General features: G+C 47.4%; 10 protein-coding genes. 9 read left to right on the top strand and 1 reads right to left on the bottom strand.

Annotated elements, in window-relative coordinates; genetic code table 11:
- Positions 1-93 precede the first annotated feature (93 nt).
- On the bottom strand, positions 94-342 hold the full coding sequence (locus QZ327_RS07300) for a hypothetical protein (RefSeq protein ID WP_294618360.1): 249 nt from the start codon (positions 340-342) through the stop codon (positions 94-96).
- A 588-nt stretch (positions 343-930) separates the two neighbouring features.
- On the opposite strand from QZ327_RS07300, the gene QZ327_RS07305 reads away from it, so the two are divergent.
- The 9 genes from QZ327_RS07305 (at position 931) to QZ327_RS07345 (ending at position 19,637) form a co-directional block, all read left to right on the top strand.
- The gene (locus tag QZ327_RS07305; protein WP_294618362.1) at positions 931-5,019 is read left to right on the top strand and encodes a hybrid sensor histidine kinase/response regulator transcription factor; all 4,089 of its coding nucleotides are present in this window, start codon (positions 931-933) and stop codon (positions 5,017-5,019) included.
- A gap of 117 nt (positions 5,020-5,136) precedes the next feature.
- Complete coding sequence (locus QZ327_RS07310) at positions 5,137-7,134, top strand: glycoside hydrolase family 88 protein (protein WP_294618364.1); 1,998 nt, start codon at positions 5,137-5,139, stop codon at positions 7,132-7,134.
- A gap of 23 nt (positions 7,135-7,157) precedes the next feature.
- Positions 7,158-8,381, top strand: a complete 1,224-nt coding sequence (locus tag QZ327_RS07315) for a glycoside hydrolase family 88 protein (RefSeq protein ID WP_294618381.1) — start codon at positions 7,158-7,160, stop codon at positions 8,379-8,381.
- 19 nt (positions 8,382-8,400) lie between these two features.
- Positions 8,401-10,848: a glycoside hydrolase family 2 TIM barrel-domain containing protein gene (locus QZ327_RS07320; RefSeq protein WP_294618366.1), complete on the top strand. Its 2,448-nt coding sequence runs from the start codon at positions 8,401-8,403 to the stop codon at positions 10,846-10,848.
- Between the two features lie 2 nt (positions 10,849-10,850).
- The gene (locus QZ327_RS07325; RefSeq protein ID WP_294618368.1) at positions 10,851-12,014 is read left to right on the top strand and encodes an alginate lyase family protein; all 1,164 of its coding nucleotides are present in this window, start codon (positions 10,851-10,853) and stop codon (positions 12,012-12,014) included.
- A gap of 82 nt (positions 12,015-12,096) precedes the next feature.
- The gene (locus QZ327_RS07330) at positions 12,097-13,398 is read left to right on the top strand and encodes a glycoside hydrolase family 88 protein (RefSeq protein ID WP_294618370.1); all 1,302 of its coding nucleotides are present in this window, start codon (positions 12,097-12,099) and stop codon (positions 13,396-13,398) included.
- A 2-nt stretch (positions 13,399-13,400) separates the two neighbouring features.
- Positions 13,401-15,572 (top strand): polysaccharide lyase 8 family protein, encoded by a 2,172-nt coding sequence (locus QZ327_RS07335; protein ID WP_294618371.1) that lies wholly within the window; start codon positions 13,401-13,403, stop codon positions 15,570-15,572.
- Between the two features lie 93 nt (positions 15,573-15,665).
- Entirely contained in the window at positions 15,666-17,945 is a 2,280-nt protein-coding gene (locus QZ327_RS07340; protein WP_294618373.1) for a trehalose hydrolase, read from the top strand.
- Between the two features lie 186 nt (positions 17,946-18,131).
- Complete coding sequence (locus QZ327_RS07345; RefSeq protein ID WP_294618383.1) at positions 18,132-19,637, top strand: hypothetical protein; 1,506 nt, start codon at positions 18,132-18,134, stop codon at positions 19,635-19,637.
- Positions 19,638-19,733: the final 96 nt, after the last annotated feature.

Raw genomic sequence — 19,733 nt, forward strand, 5'->3', positions numbered from 1 at the left:
ATCTATGGCAGGGGTGATTGGCGTATTTGAGGTATTTCGATACACTTTCAGGCTGATTGGGGAAGTTATGCGGATAATCATTTTGTCTTTTTGTCATTCCGCCCGTATCTTCTGACAATCTGTATTTCCCGTTGCCGCAGAATCGGCTGTTTCCGTCCCTGCGTGCTGCCGGCGGGAAAAAATGGAACGGAAAACGCCTATCTTCCCGATAGCCAGTGCGGTAGCGAAATGTTTACAAATAAACCAGAAGAGAATAACGCCGGAAATGCCGCTTGCGGGCATCCCGTCTTCCGAATACCGGCGTCTTTCGCAAGGGACATTGACATCGCTCGCGATAGACATTAATGCCTGTCATGATAGACATTAATGTTCCTCACGACAGGCATTAATGTCGCTCGGCTGAAACACTTGTATCTGTCGCTCGAAACACCTGTATCCAACGGCAGGAAGTTTCGATTTCTGCATAAACAGCGCATATCCATCGAAAAACGGAGCATATCTATCCGTACTTTATGCAGAGTGTTCCTGTTTCGGAAGAAAGCGGCAGGGAAGGGAGTAAGCGGAAAGGCGGTTTTTCCGCCTTTTTGTTATAAAGTAAACGGATGGCGCTTCACTTTGCACCCGCGCGCACAGCCGGAGCCGCTTCGTTTCCGGCTGCGCGCGCGGATGTGATTTTTACATTTACAGGAGTTGGAGGGAGTTGAAAGGGGATATCGCCTTTTGGGCTGAAGAGTTAAGCCGATAGCCCTGTTGATGTATGACGCTACTATCGTCTTCTTACTCTCTCTAACTCTTTCTAATTCAGACTTCTGTAACTTCTGTGAATGAAAAATCCGTGCCCGTACGAGATAAAATCAGGCATATAGTTTTCTATAATGAAAAATTAGCGTATTTTTGTTCTCGTAATACATGAAGAATACATTAACAAATATGAAAAGGTTTATTCTGTCGCTGTTTTCATTATTGACTATCTTGTGGGGAAATGCCCAAAACAACGGGACTTTCTTTTTCTCGAACCTGAATCTGAAGGACGGATTGTCTCAGATTTCTGTTCTTAAAATATTCCAGGACTCAAAAGGATTTATGTGGTTTGCTACCCGTAACGGTCTTAACCGTTACGATGGCAGCGACTTTGTCGTATACAGGCATATCCCCGAAGATTCATTGAGTCTGAGTGACAACTATGTCGTATCGCTTGCCGAGGACCATAACCGTAACCTGTGGATTGGGACGACACGCGGCTTGAACAGGTTGGACCTGAAGACAGACCGCATCAGGCGCTACACGAACGAGAAGTATGGAGCGCTGGCGAAAACGGAAATCCGCAGTCTGCTTGTCGATAGCCGTAACCGTTTGTGGGTGGGCACTTCCATAGGGTTGTTCCTTTATATATCCGAAATGGACACATTTCAGCGTATCGACCTGAATGGCGCGATAAAAAATGAGTTTATCTCTACAATCTATGAGACCAAGAACCATAGGATACTGATAGGCACTCCCACCAAAGGGTTGTTTGTGTGCGACATGGACATGAAGCCGCAGAAACATTTTACGATGACCGGCGCCGGCATCCAACTGCCCAACAACAGTGTCGCCATGCTGTATGAAGACTCTCAAGGATATATTTGGGGAGGAGGCAATCTTAGCGGACTGTTCCGGATGGATATCGACAAGGAAGAAATCATCCGGTTTCATAAAGGCAACAGTATCTTGACGACCAACAGTGTCCGCTGTATTTCGGAAGTTCACGGCATATTGCTGGTGGGCACTTTCGACGGGCTTTACACGATGAACCTTTCGGACTATTCGTTCGGGAAACACACGGATGCCTCTTTGGAGCAGGGCAATTTGAACCATTTCTCCATCTATTCGCTGTTTGTGGACAGAAGCCAGACGGTGTGGGTGGGCACTTACGCAGGTGGCGTAAGCTATTCGAATAAGTTTAATAACCGTTTCGATTTTCACGACCCTGCCAATGCGTTTGGCTCCTTGTTCGGCATCTACGGCAGCATGGTCTGTACGGAGGGCGGATGCCTGTATGTGGCAACGGAAGGACGCGGGTTGCTCGATTACAACCTGAATTCCGGCAAGTATTATTACTATCCCATAAACAATGCGTCCCGTTTGCAGTACAGCCAGAATATCATCAAAGGATTGATGCTGGACGGGGAGACGGTGTGGTGCGGAACCAACAAAGGGGCTATCTACCGGTTTGACACACGGACGAAGAAGTACCAGTTGTATTATCAATACTCCAAGGATATGTCCATTTATGCCATGGTGCCGGCAAACGACGGCGGCTTGTGGCTGGTGGGTTCGGATCCTAAGGTGGGACTGATGCACCTGTCCGCGCAAAAGGAGTTGCGGAAGGCGTTTCCCACCGCAGAAGGCGGTTCGTGTCGTATTCCCAGCGCGCGTTGCATGTTGAAACTGAGGGATGAGGTGCTGCTGGTCGGTACGCGCAATAACGGCTTGGTCAAGTACGATGTGGGCAAACAGGAGTTTACCCATTATGATATGGATGCCCCAAAAACGTTCAGGCTTTTGAGTAATTATATCACAAGCATCATCCGGGATGCTTCCGGCCGTGTTTGGGTGGGCACGTTCGGCGGCGGCATGTTGCTGTATGATGAAGAGAAAGGAGTGTTGAAAACCATTACCCAAGAGCAGGGGCTGATTGATAATGATGTCTGCGCCATTGTGGAGGACCGGGAGCACAAACTTTGGATAAGTACCAGCAACGGCATTTCCAAGTACGACCCGGAGAGTGACGAGTTTGTGAATTACAGTTCCGCCAACGGGGTGGGAGTGTACGAGTTTACCTTGCATTGCGGCACGCTTCTGTCCAACGGCGATGTCTGCTTTAGCGGTAATAACGGTTTTGTCACTTTCAATCCGTGTGAGTTGCAACAGAACTCATACATTCCGCCTTTGGTCTTTACCCGTTTGGTGGTGAATAACGAGATTATCAATGCCGGAGACGAAACCCGTATCCTGTCTTCTGTGCTGGACGATGTGTCCGAAATAGAGTTGAACTACAACCAGAACAACATTTCCATCGGATATTGTGCCTTGAACTTTGTTTTTGCGCGGCAGAACCAGTATGCTGTTTTCCTGCACGGCTACGACAAGGAGTGGAACTACATCGGCAACCGTAAGGAAGCATATTATACGAACCTCAGCCCGGGCACTTATGTGTTCGAAGTAAAGGCGTCCAATAACGACGGCGTGTGGAGCCGGGATACCCGTAAGATACGTATCGTTGTCCACCCGCCTTTCTGGAAGACATGGTATGCCTATCTGTTCTATGCGGTGGTGTTCGTTTCCGTATTGGTGTTGATAATGTATTACATGTCGAAGAAGCAGGCACTGGAACGCGAACTACTTTTTCAGCAGAAAGAACAACAGCAGCTGGAAGAGTTCCACCAGGCAAAAATACGTATGTTCACCAATTTCTCTCACGAGCTTCGCACGCCGCTGACCTTGATTATAGCTCCTTTGCAGGAACTGGTGGCGATGCCCGGTTTCTCTTCAGTTGTAAAGAACAAGCTCGGGCTGATATTCAGCAACGCACAACGTTTGCTGCTGTTGGTAAACCAATTGATGGATTTGCGCAAGAACCAGGAAGGAAAACTGAAATTGCATATCACAAAGACCGATATGTGTCCTTTCTTATTGGAAATCTATTACGCCTTTAATCATCTGGCTACGAGGAAAAACATATCTTTCGTATTCGAGAAGAAGGAAGAGCAGTTGCTGGCATGGTTTGATAAGATGCTGATTGAGAAGGTGGTGTTTAATCTGCTGTCCAATGCCATGAAGTTTACCCCCAATGGCGGCAAAATCGTATTCTCACTGTCGAAGGTGCCATTCTCCGCTTTGCCTGCCGATGCGCAGGCTGATTCGGCGGCGTCTGCCAAGGCGGAGTTCGTATGCCTGTCGGTTGCCGATTCGGGAAAGGGAATTTCGGAAGAGGAGATAAAAAATGTCTTTGCCCCTTTCTATCAGGGAGAGGATGAGAACAAGGAGAATGTAGGTACAGGCATCGGTCTGAGCCTGACACGCTCCATCGTACATTTGCATCACGGAGCCATTACGGTTTCGGGCAATCAGCCGACAGGTACTGTTTTCAGCGTTTACATCCCTATCAGCAGTTCTGTCTACGATAAGGATGAACTGGCGAAGGAAGAAGTGATAGAGGACGTGATTCCTGTGGATAAAAGCACGCATTTCGATATTAAGAAGAAATGGACCTTGTTGCTGGCAGAAGACAATGACGAGGTTAGGAAATATGTGAAGGAGAGCCTGGAACCCTATTTCTACGTATTGGATGTAGATAACGGGAAAGATGCGCTGGAGTTAAGCCTTGAGAAATATCCGGATTTAATACTCAGTGACATCATGATGCCCCGGATGGATGGTCTGGAGTTGTGTTCCCGTGTGAAACAGGATTTGCAGTTGGGACATATCCCGGTTATCCTGATGACGGCCAAATCAATGGTGGTACATATAAAGGAGGGCTTCTCCGTAGGGGCGGATGATTATATCGTGAAGCCGTTCAGCATGGATGTGCTTATCTGTCGTATCAATAATATATTGGAATCCCGTGACAAACTCAAAAAACTGTATGGTAAGAAGTTCTCGCCCGATGCCTTGGGAATTGAAATCGTTTCCGGCGACGACCGCTTTACCCAAAACTTCTTTGAACTTATCGAGAAGAATATCTCCAATCCGGATTTGGGCATTGAGTTGCTGAGCCAGGAACTGGGACTAAGCCGCGCCAATCTTTACCGGAAGTTGAAGGCGGTGACCGAACTTTCCCCCACCGAGCTTATCCGCAACAAACGCTTGGAAGTTGCGGCTAAATTGTTGTTGGAAACGGGATATACGGTATCGGAGGTTGCGGTTTATACAGGCTTCAACAGTCATGCCTATTTCACCAATTGCTTTAAGTCATTTTACGGTTATTCTCCCTCTGAGTGGGTGCAAAGGCACAATGAGCAAGGAGACGGGCAGTAATCTCGTATGATTTGCCTGTCTTTGGAATAGAATCTCAAATGAATAAGACAATATTTAAAATTGCGCTAAGATAAATCGCCTATCTTAGCGCAAACTTTTTTATAATAGGTGATTCACATGAAAAACATTTTACTCGTTGTCTGCTTGCTTCTGCCGTCATGGCTATCGGCACAACTGCCGGGACGCAATCCGGAGTCGTGGTCGGAGGGCATCGCGCAAACCGTGATGACACGTTATCCTTCTGCTGTTACCATCCCCTTCAAACCGTGGTGCTATCCGCAGGGATATTTCCTGATGGGAATGGACAAGTTATGGCAAGCCACCGGCGATGCCAGATATTATCATTATATATTGGACTGGGCTAATGAAGTGGTGCGTCCGGACGGGACGTTGGTTTATTTCAAAGGACGCAGCATGGATGACATGATGGCGGGCGCTGTCATGGTGTGGGCATATCGCCACACGGGTGAGGAGAAGTTCAGGAAAGCCGCCGACTTCATACGGAAAAGCTATGATGACTATCCGCGTACGTCCGACGGAGTGTTTTGGCACGGCAGGGGAACCGTCGGTCAAATCTGGGTGGACGGTGTGTTTATGGGACAAATGTTCCTGACCAAATATGGACGTTATATCGGCGATGCCGAATATTGTTATGATGAGGCTGCCAAACAACTGACGGGCATGTACCGCCATCTTCTTAAAGGAAATTCCGGTTTGCTTTATCATGGCTGGGATGAGAACAAGGACGCGCGCTGGGCAAATCCGGAAACGGGCATGGCTCCGGAAGTGTGGAGCGAGGGCTTGGGCTGGTATGCCTTGATATTGGCGGAGACACTGGATGTCCTTCCGGAAAAGCATCCGCGATATCGCGAATTGGCGGACATAACCCGCAGCTTGATGAAAGGGCTGAAAGAGAACCAGGATGTACACAGCGGTTTGTGGTATCAGGTGGTTGATAAAGGAAGGCAACCGGGCAATTGGCTGGAGACTTCCGGCAGCGGAATGTTCGTATATGCCATGCAACGTGCCATTGAGTTGGGCATTATCCCGGAGAAAGAGTATGCCGGATGTGTGCAAAGGGGATACGTGGGGTTGCTGTCCAAAGCCCGGATCAATAAAGATGACGGATTGATAGACCTGTATGATGCAAATAACGGATTGGGCATTCAGAAAGATTATAAGACCTATGTTACACGTCCGCGAAAACGGAATGGGCAGGAAGTAATCTCTTCTTTTTTATGGGCAACGACCATTGTTGAAAACAGGAAAGGCGGAGCGGTTTATGTGAAGCCTGCTCTTTGCGAGAATTTCGTATGTACCGATTATTCGCAGGGCAAAGTATTTGTTTTCGAGCAAGGCAAAAAAATGTGGGAGCACGATGCGCCTTTGTCCAATGATGTATGGGTGTTGGACAATGGGAATTTGCTGTTTACTACAGGCAATGGGGTGCTGGAAGTGACGCGCGACAATGATACAATCTTTCAATATACATCCAGGCATCATGTGTTTGCCTGCCAGCGGCTTGCCGATGGCAATACATTTGTGGGCGAGTGCGAGTCCGGGCGTATGTTGGAAATAGCTCCCGACGGGAAGATAGTAAAGGAACTGTCCATTCTTCCGGCAGGGATGACGAACGGCAGGAAGTCTTTCATACGGAATGCCCGCAGGTTGGAGAACGGTCATTATCTGGTGGCACACTATGGCGGGAAGAAGGTGGTGGAATACGATGAAAACGGTAATGTGTATTGGGAGGTTCCCGTATCGGGCGGTGCTCATTCGGTGATTCGCCTGCCCAACGGAAATACGCTGGTTGCGGTTACGGACATGGATAAGAACCCCCGCATAGTGGAATTTAATGCCGGCAAAGAGATTGTTTGGGAGTTCTCCAATAAAGATATGGAGGGGGCGCCTTTGAAGTTCCTGTCGGGAATGCAATATATTCCCGGCATGGGCATTGCTTTTACCAACTGGACAGGGCATGTAAAGGAGAAAGTGCCCTACATCTATTGGGTGGATTGGAATAAGAATGTAATAAATTCCTTTGGCCCGTGCGACGGATTCGAGTCTGTCTCGTCGATAGTTATTCCTTTGAAGAATGAAAACATATATCATTAATATAAATATATAAATAAAGTATGATGAATTTTAAGACAGGATTATTATCCTTATTGGTGGTTTGCGGGGCTTGTGGCCAGGTGTCTCAACAAGAAGACCTCGTAAAGGACAGTTTTGATTTTGCAGGACAGCAATTGAAGTTTGCGTTTACACAGGTCGATTCGGTAAAAGCGGCGCTGGCAGCAGCGGACTCCAAGAAGAAACTGGTTTCTCCTCGCACGATTGAAGATGACGGCTCTTTTAAGATGGTAGCCTCCAGAGACTGGACAAGCGGATTTTTCCCCGGTGAACTGTGGTATATGTATGAGTATACCAAAGATGATTATTGGAAAACCAAGGCGCAGGAGTTTACTGCCGACATAGAAGACCAGAAAACAAATGGCGGTACGCACGATATGGGCTTTAAGATGTATTGCAGCTTCGGAAACGGTTATCGTTTGACACAGGATGCCGCTTATAAGGATATATTGCTGGAATCGGCGGCTACTTTGATTACCCGTTATAAACCGGCAATCGGCTGTATCCGTTCTTGGGACCACAGCCGTGATAAGTGGTTGTGTCCGGTTATCATTGATAATATGATGAATCTGGAACTGTTGTACTGGGCGTTTAAGGAAACAGGCGATTCCGTTTATTACGATGTTGCCACAAACCACGCACGTACCACAATCAAAAATCACTTCCGCGATGATTACAGCTCATATCACGTGATTGATTATGATACAATCAATGGTAATGTCCTCCATAAACATACACATCAGGGATATAACCATGAATCGGCTTGGTCCAGAGGACAGGCTTGGGGATTGTATGGCTATACAATGTGCTACCGTGAAACGAAATTGCCGGAATTCCTGGCTCAGGCTGAGAATATAGCAAATTATATTTTCACCAACCCGACGATGCCGGAAGATATGGTGGCTTATTGGGACTTCAACGCCCCCGGCATTCCGAACGAACCGCGCGATGCTTCTGCTGCTGCTGTAATGGCGTGTGCGATGTATGAATTGTCTATGTATAATGCGGAAAAGGCGGCTCAATACAAGAAGTGGGCGGATACTATCGTGGAGAGCTTAAGCAAGAACTACCGTGCTTCTTCGGAAGGTGATTACGGATTTGTTTTGCTTCACAGCACCGGTGCGCGTAACTTCGAGCGTGATGTTCCTTTGGTATACGCGGATTATTACTTCCTCGAAGCATTGTTGAAGAAGGAGAAGTTAGAAAAAGAGGGTACCGCAATCTTATAAACAGGGCAGTCAATAGGGTATGAAACGTTTGGTATTATTGTTAATGATAGGTTGTTTTGTTGTGGGGGGCTTGTATGCCAAAGTCCCCACGGCAAACAACAAAATTCGTTTGACGGATAATTGGGAATTTCTTCGACAAGATGTAGGTAATATATGGGAATTGGTAAGGCCGGTAAAAAAAGGACAGCCGGAAGAACAACCCATTTGGACCAAAGTAACTCTTCCGCATTGCTTTAATGCGGAAGATGCCGTTGATCCCGATGTGAACTATTATCAGGGTCCCGGTTGGTACAAGACCTGTTTGAAGTTGGATAATCCTTATCAAAACGGGCGTATCCTATTGGAGTTTGAAGGTGCCGGGCAAAAAACGGATGTCTATATTTACATGACGAAGGTAGGTAGCCACGTGGGCGGCTACGATAGTTGGAATGTAGATATAACGGATGCCGTGCAGGCATTCTTGTCGAGCAAGGATGCGGAACGGTTTGGTGGAAAAGTCCCTTTGAGCATTCGTTGCGACAATACGCGGGATGCCGAAATGATTCCTTCCGATTTATCGGATTTTAATGTATATGGCGGCATTTACCGCTATTTGAATTTGGTGTATCTGCCCGAGGTGTCGGTGGCTTCCTTAAAGGTAGTGCCTGCGCTGGATGCCAAAATGAAGAAAGCCGGCTTGGACATATCCGGATTGTTTTATAATCCGGCAGATGTGCGCCAAGCGTCTGTCGAGGTTCTTGTAAAGGACCCTCAAGGGAAAATCGTCTATACCCGGAACCTTGATGGCATCACTCCGTTGGGCGAATTCTCCGTACAGGATATTCATTTGGACAAACCCGCTCTTTGGGATGTAACGTCTCCGCAGTTATATACTTGCGAAGTGACGCTTGCTGCGAACGGACAAAAGATGACAGCCGTGGAGAGGTTCGGTTTCCGTTCGTTCGAGTTCATAGAGAAAGGCCCTTTCATGCTGAATGGCAGACGGCTTCTGCTGAGAGGTACGCATCGTCATGAAGACCACGCCGGAGTGGGAGCAGCCATGACCGAGGATCAGATGGTGCGGGAAATGAAGATGATGAAGGAGATGGGAGTCAACTTTATCCGTCTTGGACATTATCAGCAGTCGGAAATAATCCTCAACCTGTGTGACGAACTGGGTATTCTGGTATGGGAAGAGATACCCTGGTGCCGTGGCGGAGTCGGTAATGAAACATACCGCAATCAGGCGAAGCGCATGCTGAACAATATGATTGCCCAGCATTACAATCATCCTTCCGTTATAATCTGGGGATTGGGCAACGAAAACGATTGGCCCAATGATTTCCCTGAGTTCAAGCAGGGGGAAATACGTAAGTTGATGAGTGAGTTGAACACCCTTGCACACCAATTGGATAAGAGCCGCAAAACCGCCATCCGCCGTTGTAGCTTCTGCAGCGACATTGTGGATGTGTATTCTCCCTCTATATGGGCAGGTTGGTATCGTGGCAACTATACGGACTATCAGAAAATGTCCAAAGAGGAAATGGAGAAGGTAAGACACTTCCTGCATGTAGAGTGGGGAGGAGACAGTCATGCCGGACGGCATGCGGAGGCGGTTGCGCCTTTACGCAAAGAAGGAGAGGCGGAAGGCGATGCTGCCTTGAACGGTTCGGCTTTGGTGCTGAAAAAAGGCGATTGGTCGGAGACTTATATCGTGAAATTGATTGATTGGCATTTGAAGGAGCAGGAAAATATGCCGTGGCTTACCGGTGCCGCTTACTGGCCTTTTAAAGATTTCTCCACGCCGGTACGTCCTGAAAACCCCATTCCTTACATGAATCAGAAAGGGGTGATAGAGCGTGACTTTACTCCTAAGGAAAGTTATTATGTTTTCCAATCTTATTGGACTCAAAAGCCGATGCTGCATATTTACGGACATGGTTGGCCCGTAAGATGGGGAGATGAGGGAGAAGAAAAAGAGGTATTGGTATATTCGAACTGCCCGAAAGTAGAATTGTTTGTAAATGGAGAGAGTCAAGGCATCCGCCAACGTAATAGCCAGGATTTTCCTGCCGCAGGGCTGCGCTGGAATGTAAAGTTCAAAAACGGAATGAATACACTTCGCGCGGTTGCGGTCGGTGCAAAAGAGCCGTTGGCGGACGAATTGGCTTTTGAATATCAGACGGCGAAATGGGGAAAAGCGGTTGCTTTCCAAGTGAAGATCACTCCGGTGAAAGATGATATTGTAATGGTCGAGGCGCAATTGGTAGATGACAAGGGCGTAAAATGCTTGGACTCCAGAGAATTTGTTTACTTTGATGTTGCGGGCGATGGTGAATTGATTCAAAATCAGGGCACTGTTACAGGTTCGCGTAAAGTACAAGCCGGAAACGGCCGTGCCCGGATTTTAGTGCGGACAAATCGGGGAACTTCGTGTGTGGCTGTAAAAGCGGATAATGTTCAAACTTCTTTTATTACGGTGAAATGACTATGAGACAGACAACTATACTAATATTCGCGGTTATCCTCTATTCTTTTTCATCTTGCATGTCCCATTCTAACAAAGATTATGTGGAGGAGACGTTGAAGAAAGGCATATTGGAGCAGGCAGCTACGAATCTTCGGGAAAATCCGGTTACCATTACTTCTTTCATTGCCGAACGTAGTGCGGGCGATTGCCACGACTTTTATTCGGAAGGCGATTATTGGTGGCCCGATTCCCTGAACCCCGACGGTCCTTATGTGCGGCGTGACGGGCAGACCAATCCGGATAATTTCGTTGCCCATCGTCAGGCTATGATACGCTTCAGTTCCATTGTCGGAAATCTTACTTCCGCTTATTTGCTGACTAAGGATGAAAAATATGTGGCGACCGTGCTGGAACATGTCCGTGCATGGTTTGTAGACGAACAGACTTTTATGAGGCCTAACCTGCAATATGCCCAAGCCATCAAAGGCATCGCGACCGGACGCGGCATCGGTATTATAGATACGGTACATCTTATGGAGGTGGCACAGGCTTTATATCGGTTGGAAATGGCGGGTGTGCTTTCGGAACAGGATATCAGAGGTACGAAAAAATGGTTCTCCGAATACCTGAAATGGATGTCCGGACATCCGTACGGGAAAGATGAAATGAAGGCGAAGAATAATCATGGAACCTGCTGGGTGATGCAGGCTGCGGTTTTTGCACGTTATGTCGGAGACGATGCCATGATGGATTTCTGCAGAGACCGTTATAAACAGGTTCTTTTGCCCAGCCAGATGAACGAAGAAGGAGGTTTCCCGCTCGAACTTGCCCGCACGAAGCCTTATGGATATTCTTTATTTAATCTGGATGCAATGGCGACCATTTGCCAGACGCTTTCCAATGAGTCGGATAATCTTTGGAACTATACGGCTGACGGTACTAAGAATATGAAACAGGGAATAGATTTTATTTATCCCTATGTCCAAGATAAAGGCAGTTGGCCCTTTGCGCACGATGTGATGTATTGGGACGAATGGCCGGTGGCGCACCCTTTCCTTATTTTCGGTGCTTTGCAAACGGATAATAAAGAGTGGCTTGCTACTTGGGCCGGATTGGAGCATTTCCCGAGTACGGGTGAAGTGGTCCGTAATCTGCCTGTAAGAAATCCTTTGCTTTGGATTTGACAATACTTATGGTATGAACCAATTGTAAATAAGTATTGATGGTTAATGAAGTATTTTAATTTTTACTTATCTATTTAATATTATGAAATTGATAAAGGGTATAGGAGTTGTTATCTGTTCGTGGTGTATCGCCTTTCCTGTAGCAGCTCAAAACAGAGTGGTAACTCAGCATACCGTAGGAACGGTTGTTGAAGGCGAGGTTACGATGCGGGTGACTCAGGAGATTACCACACGTTATCGGCGTACTACCTCTCAAGGGGTGGAAAATGCCAAATTGGACTATTCTCCCGGGATGGAGTTGAAGCAATTGGCAATTCCCCTGTCGGAAAGTGTGATGGCGCGCTATCCGGACTACCGCATGGCTTATTGGAAAAATTATACGTATGTGCAAGGATACATGTTTGAAGCCATGGACCGTTTGGGACAGTTGACGGGCGATGTCAAGTATCTTGATTACATGCGCAAGTACATAGACCATTTTCTGGATAAGGACGGAAATTATCAAGGAGATAAATTGACCAATCTGGACAATTTCATGACAGGGTCTGCTTTTTGTACTTTGTACGGGCGTACCGGAGAGGAAAAATATAAAAAGGCGGCATTGCAGATACTGAAAGCTGTGGGAACGTACCCGAGCTCCGATGGCCAGTTCTGGCACGGCAACCGCAGCCCGAATATGTGGATTGACGGTGTGTTTATGATGCAGATGTTCTTGATACGTTGTGCCCAATATGTAGGGGAGGCGGATTATTGCTATGATGTCGCCTGCCGTAACATCCTTGCGGCAGCCCGCCATTTGCAGCGTCCGGACGGATTGGTGCTCCATGCGTGGACTACCGAACCCGAGAAAGCCGTATGGGCTGATAAGGAAACCGGACTCTCTCCGGAAGTTTGGAGCGAAGGTATGGGGTGGTACACATTGGTTGTTCCTGAGTTGCTCGCTTTGTTGCCCAAGACGCATCCCGATTATAACCGGGTATTGGATATTTACCTGAAAATGTGCAAAGGCTTGAAGAACGCGCAGGATGTAAAGACCGGCGGATGGTATATGGTGGTGGACAAGGGGGAGAACCCGTTGAACTTTATAGACCCGTCCGGTACTGCAATGTTTACTTACTCCATTCAACGGGGCATACAATTGGGCTTGCTGAAAGCGAAAGAATATGCTTCTGTGGCTCAAAAAGGCTATCAGAGCCTGTTCCCTTTTGTACAAGTGAACAACAAAGGGTTGCTCGATGTGATAGGAGCTTGCGACGGGGTAACGATTAAACGTGACTTTACGGAGTACGTGACTGTCCCTAAGATATTAAACGCCAAAGAGGCTGTGGCAGGCATATTATGGGCTGCGGTCATCATGGAGGCTGAACAATTGAAAGTTGATTGATTATGTTTGCCCGTAAAATAATTGCAAGTATATTCCTGCTCTGCCTGCCGTGGTCGGTGGGAGCGGTTTCCCATAAGGAGTTATCAAGAATCAAGCAGAACTTCGCCACGTTGTTGATACCTTCGGATGCGGATCCCTTTCATCTGAAATCGGTTCTTTCATCCATAGAGCCGGAAGACGAAGTCTCCGACCAGGTAGTGGTGGAGTTGCATCAACGTTACCCTCTTAATGAGGAAAAAATGGCACTCTATATCGCTTCGTTGTCAGACAACGGGGCATGGCCGGATATCAATTATGAAGATAAAAAGCGTTCCGGTTGGGAACCCAAGATGCATGCCGAGCGCATTCTGGAATTGGTGAAAGTGTACCGCTCCAAACAGACGTCCTACTATCAGTCTGCAAAAGTGGAGGAAGCCATCCACAGGGCTTTGGGCTATTGGTTCTCCTCAAAGCCCGTATGCCTGAATTGGTGGTATAACCAGATTGGCATTCCGAAAACATTGGGCACCGCGTTTATCTTGTTTGAACAAAAGCTGACTGCCGAGGAAAAAGAGGCTGCCATGACTGTAATGGAGAATGCGAAGTTCGGCATGACCGGACAGAACAAGGTGTGGCTTGCCGGTAATGTGATGATGCGTGCATTGCTTCAAAACGATGCCGGGCTGGTGAAGATGGCACGGGATACAATTGCTTCGGAGATTGTGACGGGAAGGACTGAAGGTATTAAAGACGATTGGTCTTTCCACCAGCATGGCGCCCAGCAGCAATTCGGCAATTACGGTCTCTCTTTTGTATCCGGTATGAGTTTCTTCTCGGGAGTTTTTGCCGGTACTTCATTGGCTTTCGACGAACGGCAGTTGGCAATCATCAGTACTTTAATAGATAAAGGTTATCGTTGGACCGTGTGGAAAGGGAAGATGGATGTGAGCTCATTGGGCCGTCAGTTGTTCCATCATGCCCAGGTCCATAAAGCGTTGAGCCTTGCTTTTTCCGCATCAGAATTAGGTGGCGGAGAGTCCGGACAATGTATTTCGGTTGCACGTAATCTGTTGCAGGAAAATTATGGGATGATGGAGCAAAACCCGTTGACCGGACATAAACATTTCTGGCAATCGGACTATACCATCCATCGCACGCCTCAGTGGATGGCTTCCGTAAAGATGGCTTCCGACCGTGTGGTTGGGGTGGAAATGATGAATGGGGATAATATGAAAGGTTTTTATATGGCGGATGGCGCCACTTACGTCTATCGGGACGGGGATGAGTACCTGGATATATTTCCTCTTTGGGATTGGCGGAAAATACCCGGTGTGACAACCTTTCAATCGGATGCTCCCATGCCTGTAATTCAGAAATACCGTCCGCGCAATGCTGCGGCTTTTGTGGGTGGGGTGTCTGACGGCACGCAGGGAGTATCGGCTATGGAGATTGACCGTGCAGGCATAAAGGCACGTAAGTCCTGGATATTTATGGATGATTATATGCTTTGCCTGGGAGCCGGCATACACGCCGACAGCAATTTGGTAGTTACTACCGCCATAGAGCAGTGTCATAGAAAGGGAGATTTAAGCGTATTGCAGGATGGAACTTGGCATGAAGTATCCGATAAATGGCAGTCGGCAAATGCCGAACAACGTTTTTTCCATAACAATACGGGTTATATCGTGTGGAGTGACGGTTCCTCTCCTTGTGTGGCTGAGGTAGCGCAACGTTCGGGACGCTGGCATGATGTAATGCAGATGTATCGTCCCAAAACGGTGACCGGAGAAGTCGCCTCAATCTATGTGGAACATGGGGTTTCTCCGAAGAAGAAAACATACCAATATCTTGTGTTGCCTGCCGTAAGCCGGGCTGCGACCGCACATTTTGATTTGTCTTCTATCCGGATTCTTCGCAACGACGAGGTTGTTCAAGCTGTTTACCTCAAGGAGAAAAAGACTTATTGTATTACGGCATACCAGCCCGTTTCTTTGGTTTTAAGTTCCGGTCATTCCCTGGATATTTATACGCCGGGTATATACATGCTTCGTGAAGAGGGCGGTGGCTATAATATGTGGTGTGCCGAACCTACTCAGGGCAGTGATGCCGTCAGGCTGAAACTTGACAGCAAAGAGCTGACCGTTCCTATGTCCGGAAGGAAAGGACAATCAGTAAGTTATAATATTATTTTGTAGTTGAGGCATTATTTCAAACGATTGAAATAATAGTGCAAGCCTTATTGATATGAACCCCTTATTTTTGTTTACAAAACAATAAATAAGTTACATATGAATATCAATAAGGCTTTTCTTTTTGTGCTGCTGTTTGCATTTGGCATTGCCGGAGTTCAAGCTCAGCAACCTATGGACCGTTACAAGGTCATATTCACCAATCCGCCGCAGCATGTGCCTACTGTCAAAACCCCCGACGCTCCTTTGGCAGGCAACGGGGATATCGGTATAACGATGGGCGGAACGCCCGATAGCTTGCGCTTTTATATAGGGAAGAATGATTTTTGGAGGGCATATCCTGTCTATCCCGGCGGCATCGCGCTCCCTGGAGGGCTGGATATTTCACTGAAAGATTTGAAAGGCGCCTCTTATTATGCGGAACAGTTGCCGGGAAGTGCCGAAATAACGGCGGCTTTCGCTACCGAAGATTGCCGTGTACACCTGTCTGCATGGGTGGCGGCTACAGCCAATAAGATTGTTATCGAACTGAAATCCGATAAAAGGCAGACAGCCCGTATACGTCTTTGGGCGGCGGAGGGAAATACATCGGCAACCGCCCGGGGGAAGAACCCTGTCGTATGGGTGAGCCGCTCGTTTGAAAATGCAAGACTATTGAGCTGGTCCACTCATGTGGCATTGGCTATGAACACGGATAAAGACGAGTTGGTTTTAAATCCGGATGAAACGGTAAGGTTGGTGATAACCGCATATACCAATCATGATACCGAAGATTGGAAAAATAAAGCGATATCCGAAGCCGCAGAGATAACGGATGTCGCAATCGAACGGCTGAAACGGGAACATCAGGCATGGTGGGCGGATTTCTGGAAGTTATCGCATGTTGAAATCGGTGACGGTTATTTTGAGAAATACTATTATCAATCACAATATCTTTTTGCCTGCTCTTCCCGCAAGGGGAAATTCGCGCCCGGCATCTGGGGACCGTTTATCACGCGCGACGAGGCTGCGTGGGGTGGCGATTATCATTTGAACTATAACTATCAGGCACCTTATTGGGCTTCTTATTCGTCCAATCACATTTGCCTAACGGAAAACTTTGACCAACCTGTGCTGGATTATACGGAAGCAGGCCGGAAGCATGCACGGAAATTATTGGATTGCAACGGCATTTATTATCCTGTCGGCATAGGTCCTAAAGGGTTGTGCACATCCATGTGGCCCTTGACTCCGGAAGAGATGCAGGAGAAGTATGCGACCCGCGAGAACACCATAGACGACGGGTATAAGTTTTTAGGTCAGAAGATAAATGCGGTCTTCAGTGTCGGCAATATGTTGATGCGTCATTATAGTACTTATGATAAGGAGTATGCGCAGAAGGTATATCCTTATCTGCTGGCTTGTGCTGATTTTTGGGAGGACTATCTCTCATTGGAAGACGGGCGCTATGTCATCCGTATGGATCATTTTAATGAAGTAATGCCGAACAAACGCAACGGTGGTATCTGGCGCGATAAACTCGGAGACTTTAACTCCACGCTTTCCCTCGGGCTTGTACGGATGCTTTTCAAAGGTATGCTGGATATGAGCGCTTTTTTGGCAGTGGATGAGGCGCGGCATGCCCGCTGGGCAGACATTTTGAAGAAACTGAGCGATTATCCTGTAGGTATGTCGGACGGGCGTTTGAGTTTGAAGAATATGGAACGCGGACCTCAAAACAGGGAAGTTGTGCCATACGGATTGAACCGTGTCTCTATTCATGGGCTGATTTTGCCGGGAGGGGTCATGGGACCGGTTACGGACTCTGTCTTCAATGCCATGTTGTTGGGAGATGTGGAACGTTGGACGCAAAAGCAACGCATTGAAGGTGACTGGGGGAATACGTTGAATAACGGAATCGAAACTTGCTATCCGGGTGCCGTACGCGTAGGGTATCCTGCCGATGAAGTACTTGCCCGTATGAAACAGCGGATAGAAATGGATGTACACCCCAATGGCTGGATTGTGCAAGGCGGGGGAGGTATTGAAACCCTTGCGGCAGTGCCTTTGACCATTAATGAAATGTTGCTTCAAAGCTATGAAGGGGTCGTTCGGATTTTTCCGAATTGGAATCGCCGGAAAGACGCCTCTTTTACATGCCTGAGGGCGTATGGGGCATTTCTGATTACCGCCTCTCTTAAGGATGGAATTATACAAGACGTGGATATTGTAAGCGAACAAGGAAGGGTGTGCGAAATGGAAAATCCGTGGAGAGACCACTCTGTACGGATTATTAGAAATGGAAAACCTTCGGAAATCTTATACGGCAGACGGTTGCAGTTCTCAACCGTTGCGGGAGAAAAGATAACGGTTAAGAATATCCGCGATGCGGTGAAATAGGATGCCTGTAAATACGAGACGGGATGGCACTGCGGCAAGAGCCGTGAGCCATGTAGGCAGATTATTATCCGATGGATGCGGGCAATTGTAGGAAAATGAAATCGAAATTTTATATCAATCAATAATAAAACATGTATGGAATACTTGAGTAAATTAATCAGCGGTATCACAGTTGCTGTTTTTTGTATGGGGCTTTCTGCGCAAACCAAATTACCACCGGGGTGGCAGTCGTCTCTTGTGAAAATAACCCCGGAAGGAATACTGACCTATTATCCGGACAAACAGGGGAATACAATTCCCGACTTTAGCAGGGTGGGGTATCATCATGGCGATAAATCGATTCCCCATTATCCGGTAACAAAAGTTGTGTCTCCGATTGAGAATGTGGATAACCGTCAGAATATCCAAAATGCCATCGATGAAGTTTCACGTATGGCTCCCGATAAGGACGGGCATCGCGGAACGGTATTGTTAAAACGCGGTGTCTATCATGTGCATGGAAGCATTCGGATAACGGTGGGCGGCGTTGTTCTGATGGGAGAGGGAGAGAATGTGCATGAAACCCGGTTGCTGGCGAAGGGCAAAGAACGTTTTTCTTTGATTCAAGTAAGCGGTAAGGGTAGAATGGAAGAAGTGCCCGGCACCCGTACTAAGATTACGGACGCTTTTGTTCCTGTCGGCACTCACTCTTTCCATGTCTCTTCGGCTGCCGGTTATAAAGTCGGCGACCGTATTATCGTGTATCGTCCGGGAACGCAGAACTGGATACATGATATAAAGATGGACCAAATCGTAGAGCGCAAAGGAACCCGTCAGTGGACACCTCAGGAGTACAACCTCTCTTTTGAGCGGGAAATCGTGAAGATAGAGGGCGACTGCATCCATATAGACAATCCGATTGTCATGCAGATGGAAGAGAAGTATGGCGGCGGTGAGATATTCAAGTACACCTTTGCCGATCGCATCAGTGAGGTAGGGGTAAGCAACATGTGCCTGGAATCGGAGTTCGAACACTACGAGGACAACCGCCACGGATGGATAGGCGTTCAGTTCGATAAGGTGGAAAACTGCTGGGCGCGCAATCTTACCTGCCGTTATTTCGGATACTCTGCGGTAAGTTGCGAACGTTTTGCCAAAAATGTGACGGTAGCGAATTGCCGCTGTCTCGAAACAAAGTCGGTCATAACGGGCGGCTTGCGCTATTCGTTTAATAATTGGGGACAACAGAATCTTTTCATGAATTGCCAAAGTACGGAAGGGCGTCATGATTACGTGACAGGTGCCCGCGTGTGCGGACCGAATGTCTTTTATAATTGTACGGCTTCTCAAACTTATGCGGATATAGGACCTCACCACCGTTGGGCAGTGGGGACTTTGTATGATAATATTGTGACGGACGGCGAGATAAATGTACAGGACCGTGGAAAAATGGGCAGCGGTCATGGCTGGGCAGGTGTTACTCAGGTATTGTGGAATTGCCGGGTGAAACGTGCTGCGGTACAAAATCCGTGGACTTCCGGTAATAATTATAATATCGGTATGAAGGGAGAAAAATATCCCGGGCATTTCACCGATCGGCAGGATGGTATATGGGAAGGTCATAATGAGTTGAATGTATTCCCCCGTTCGTTGTATATAGCCCAGTTAATGGCGCGTCATAAAAATATGGATCTGCGTATCTTATTAAAATAGGTGTTTTGCAGATGCTGTAAATAGTTGATTTACAGCATCTGTTTCCCCGTTGAGATATTTTTGATAATATTTGATACAATCTTTAAATTCCATTCA

Source organism: uncultured Bacteroides sp. (assembly GCF_910578895.1).
Taxonomy (GTDB): Bacteria; Bacteroidota; Bacteroidia; order Bacteroidales; family Bacteroidaceae; genus Bacteroides.

Bases quoted from the DNA above. Each gene is read 5' to 3' on its own strand.
- QZ327_RS07300 (WP_294618360.1), bottom strand. From the start codon at position 342: ATGTCTATCGCGAGCGATGTCAATGTCCCTTGCGAAAGACGCCGGTAT.
- QZ327_RS07305 (WP_294618362.1), top strand. From the start codon at position 931: ATGAAAAGGTTTATTCTGTCGCTGTTTTCATTATTGACTATCTTGTGG.
- QZ327_RS07310 (WP_294618364.1), top strand. From the start codon at position 5,137: ATGAAAAACATTTTACTCGTTGTCTGCTTGCTTCTGCCGTCATGGCTA.
- QZ327_RS07315 (WP_294618381.1), top strand. From the start codon at position 7,158: ATGAATTTTAAGACAGGATTATTATCCTTATTGGTGGTTTGCGGGGCT.
- QZ327_RS07320 (WP_294618366.1), top strand. From the start codon at position 8,401: ATGAAACGTTTGGTATTATTGTTAATGATAGGTTGTTTTGTTGTGGGG.
- QZ327_RS07325 (WP_294618368.1), top strand. From the start codon at position 10,851: ATGAGACAGACAACTATACTAATATTCGCGGTTATCCTCTATTCTTTT.
- QZ327_RS07330 (WP_294618370.1), top strand. From the start codon at position 12,097: ATGAAATTGATAAAGGGTATAGGAGTTGTTATCTGTTCGTGGTGTATC.
- QZ327_RS07335 (WP_294618371.1), top strand. From the start codon at position 13,401: ATGTTTGCCCGTAAAATAATTGCAAGTATATTCCTGCTCTGCCTGCCG.
- QZ327_RS07340 (WP_294618373.1), top strand. From the start codon at position 15,666: ATGAATATCAATAAGGCTTTTCTTTTTGTGCTGCTGTTTGCATTTGGC.
- QZ327_RS07345 (WP_294618383.1), top strand. From the start codon at position 18,132: ATGGGGCTTTCTGCGCAAACCAAATTACCACCGGGGTGGCAGTCGTCT.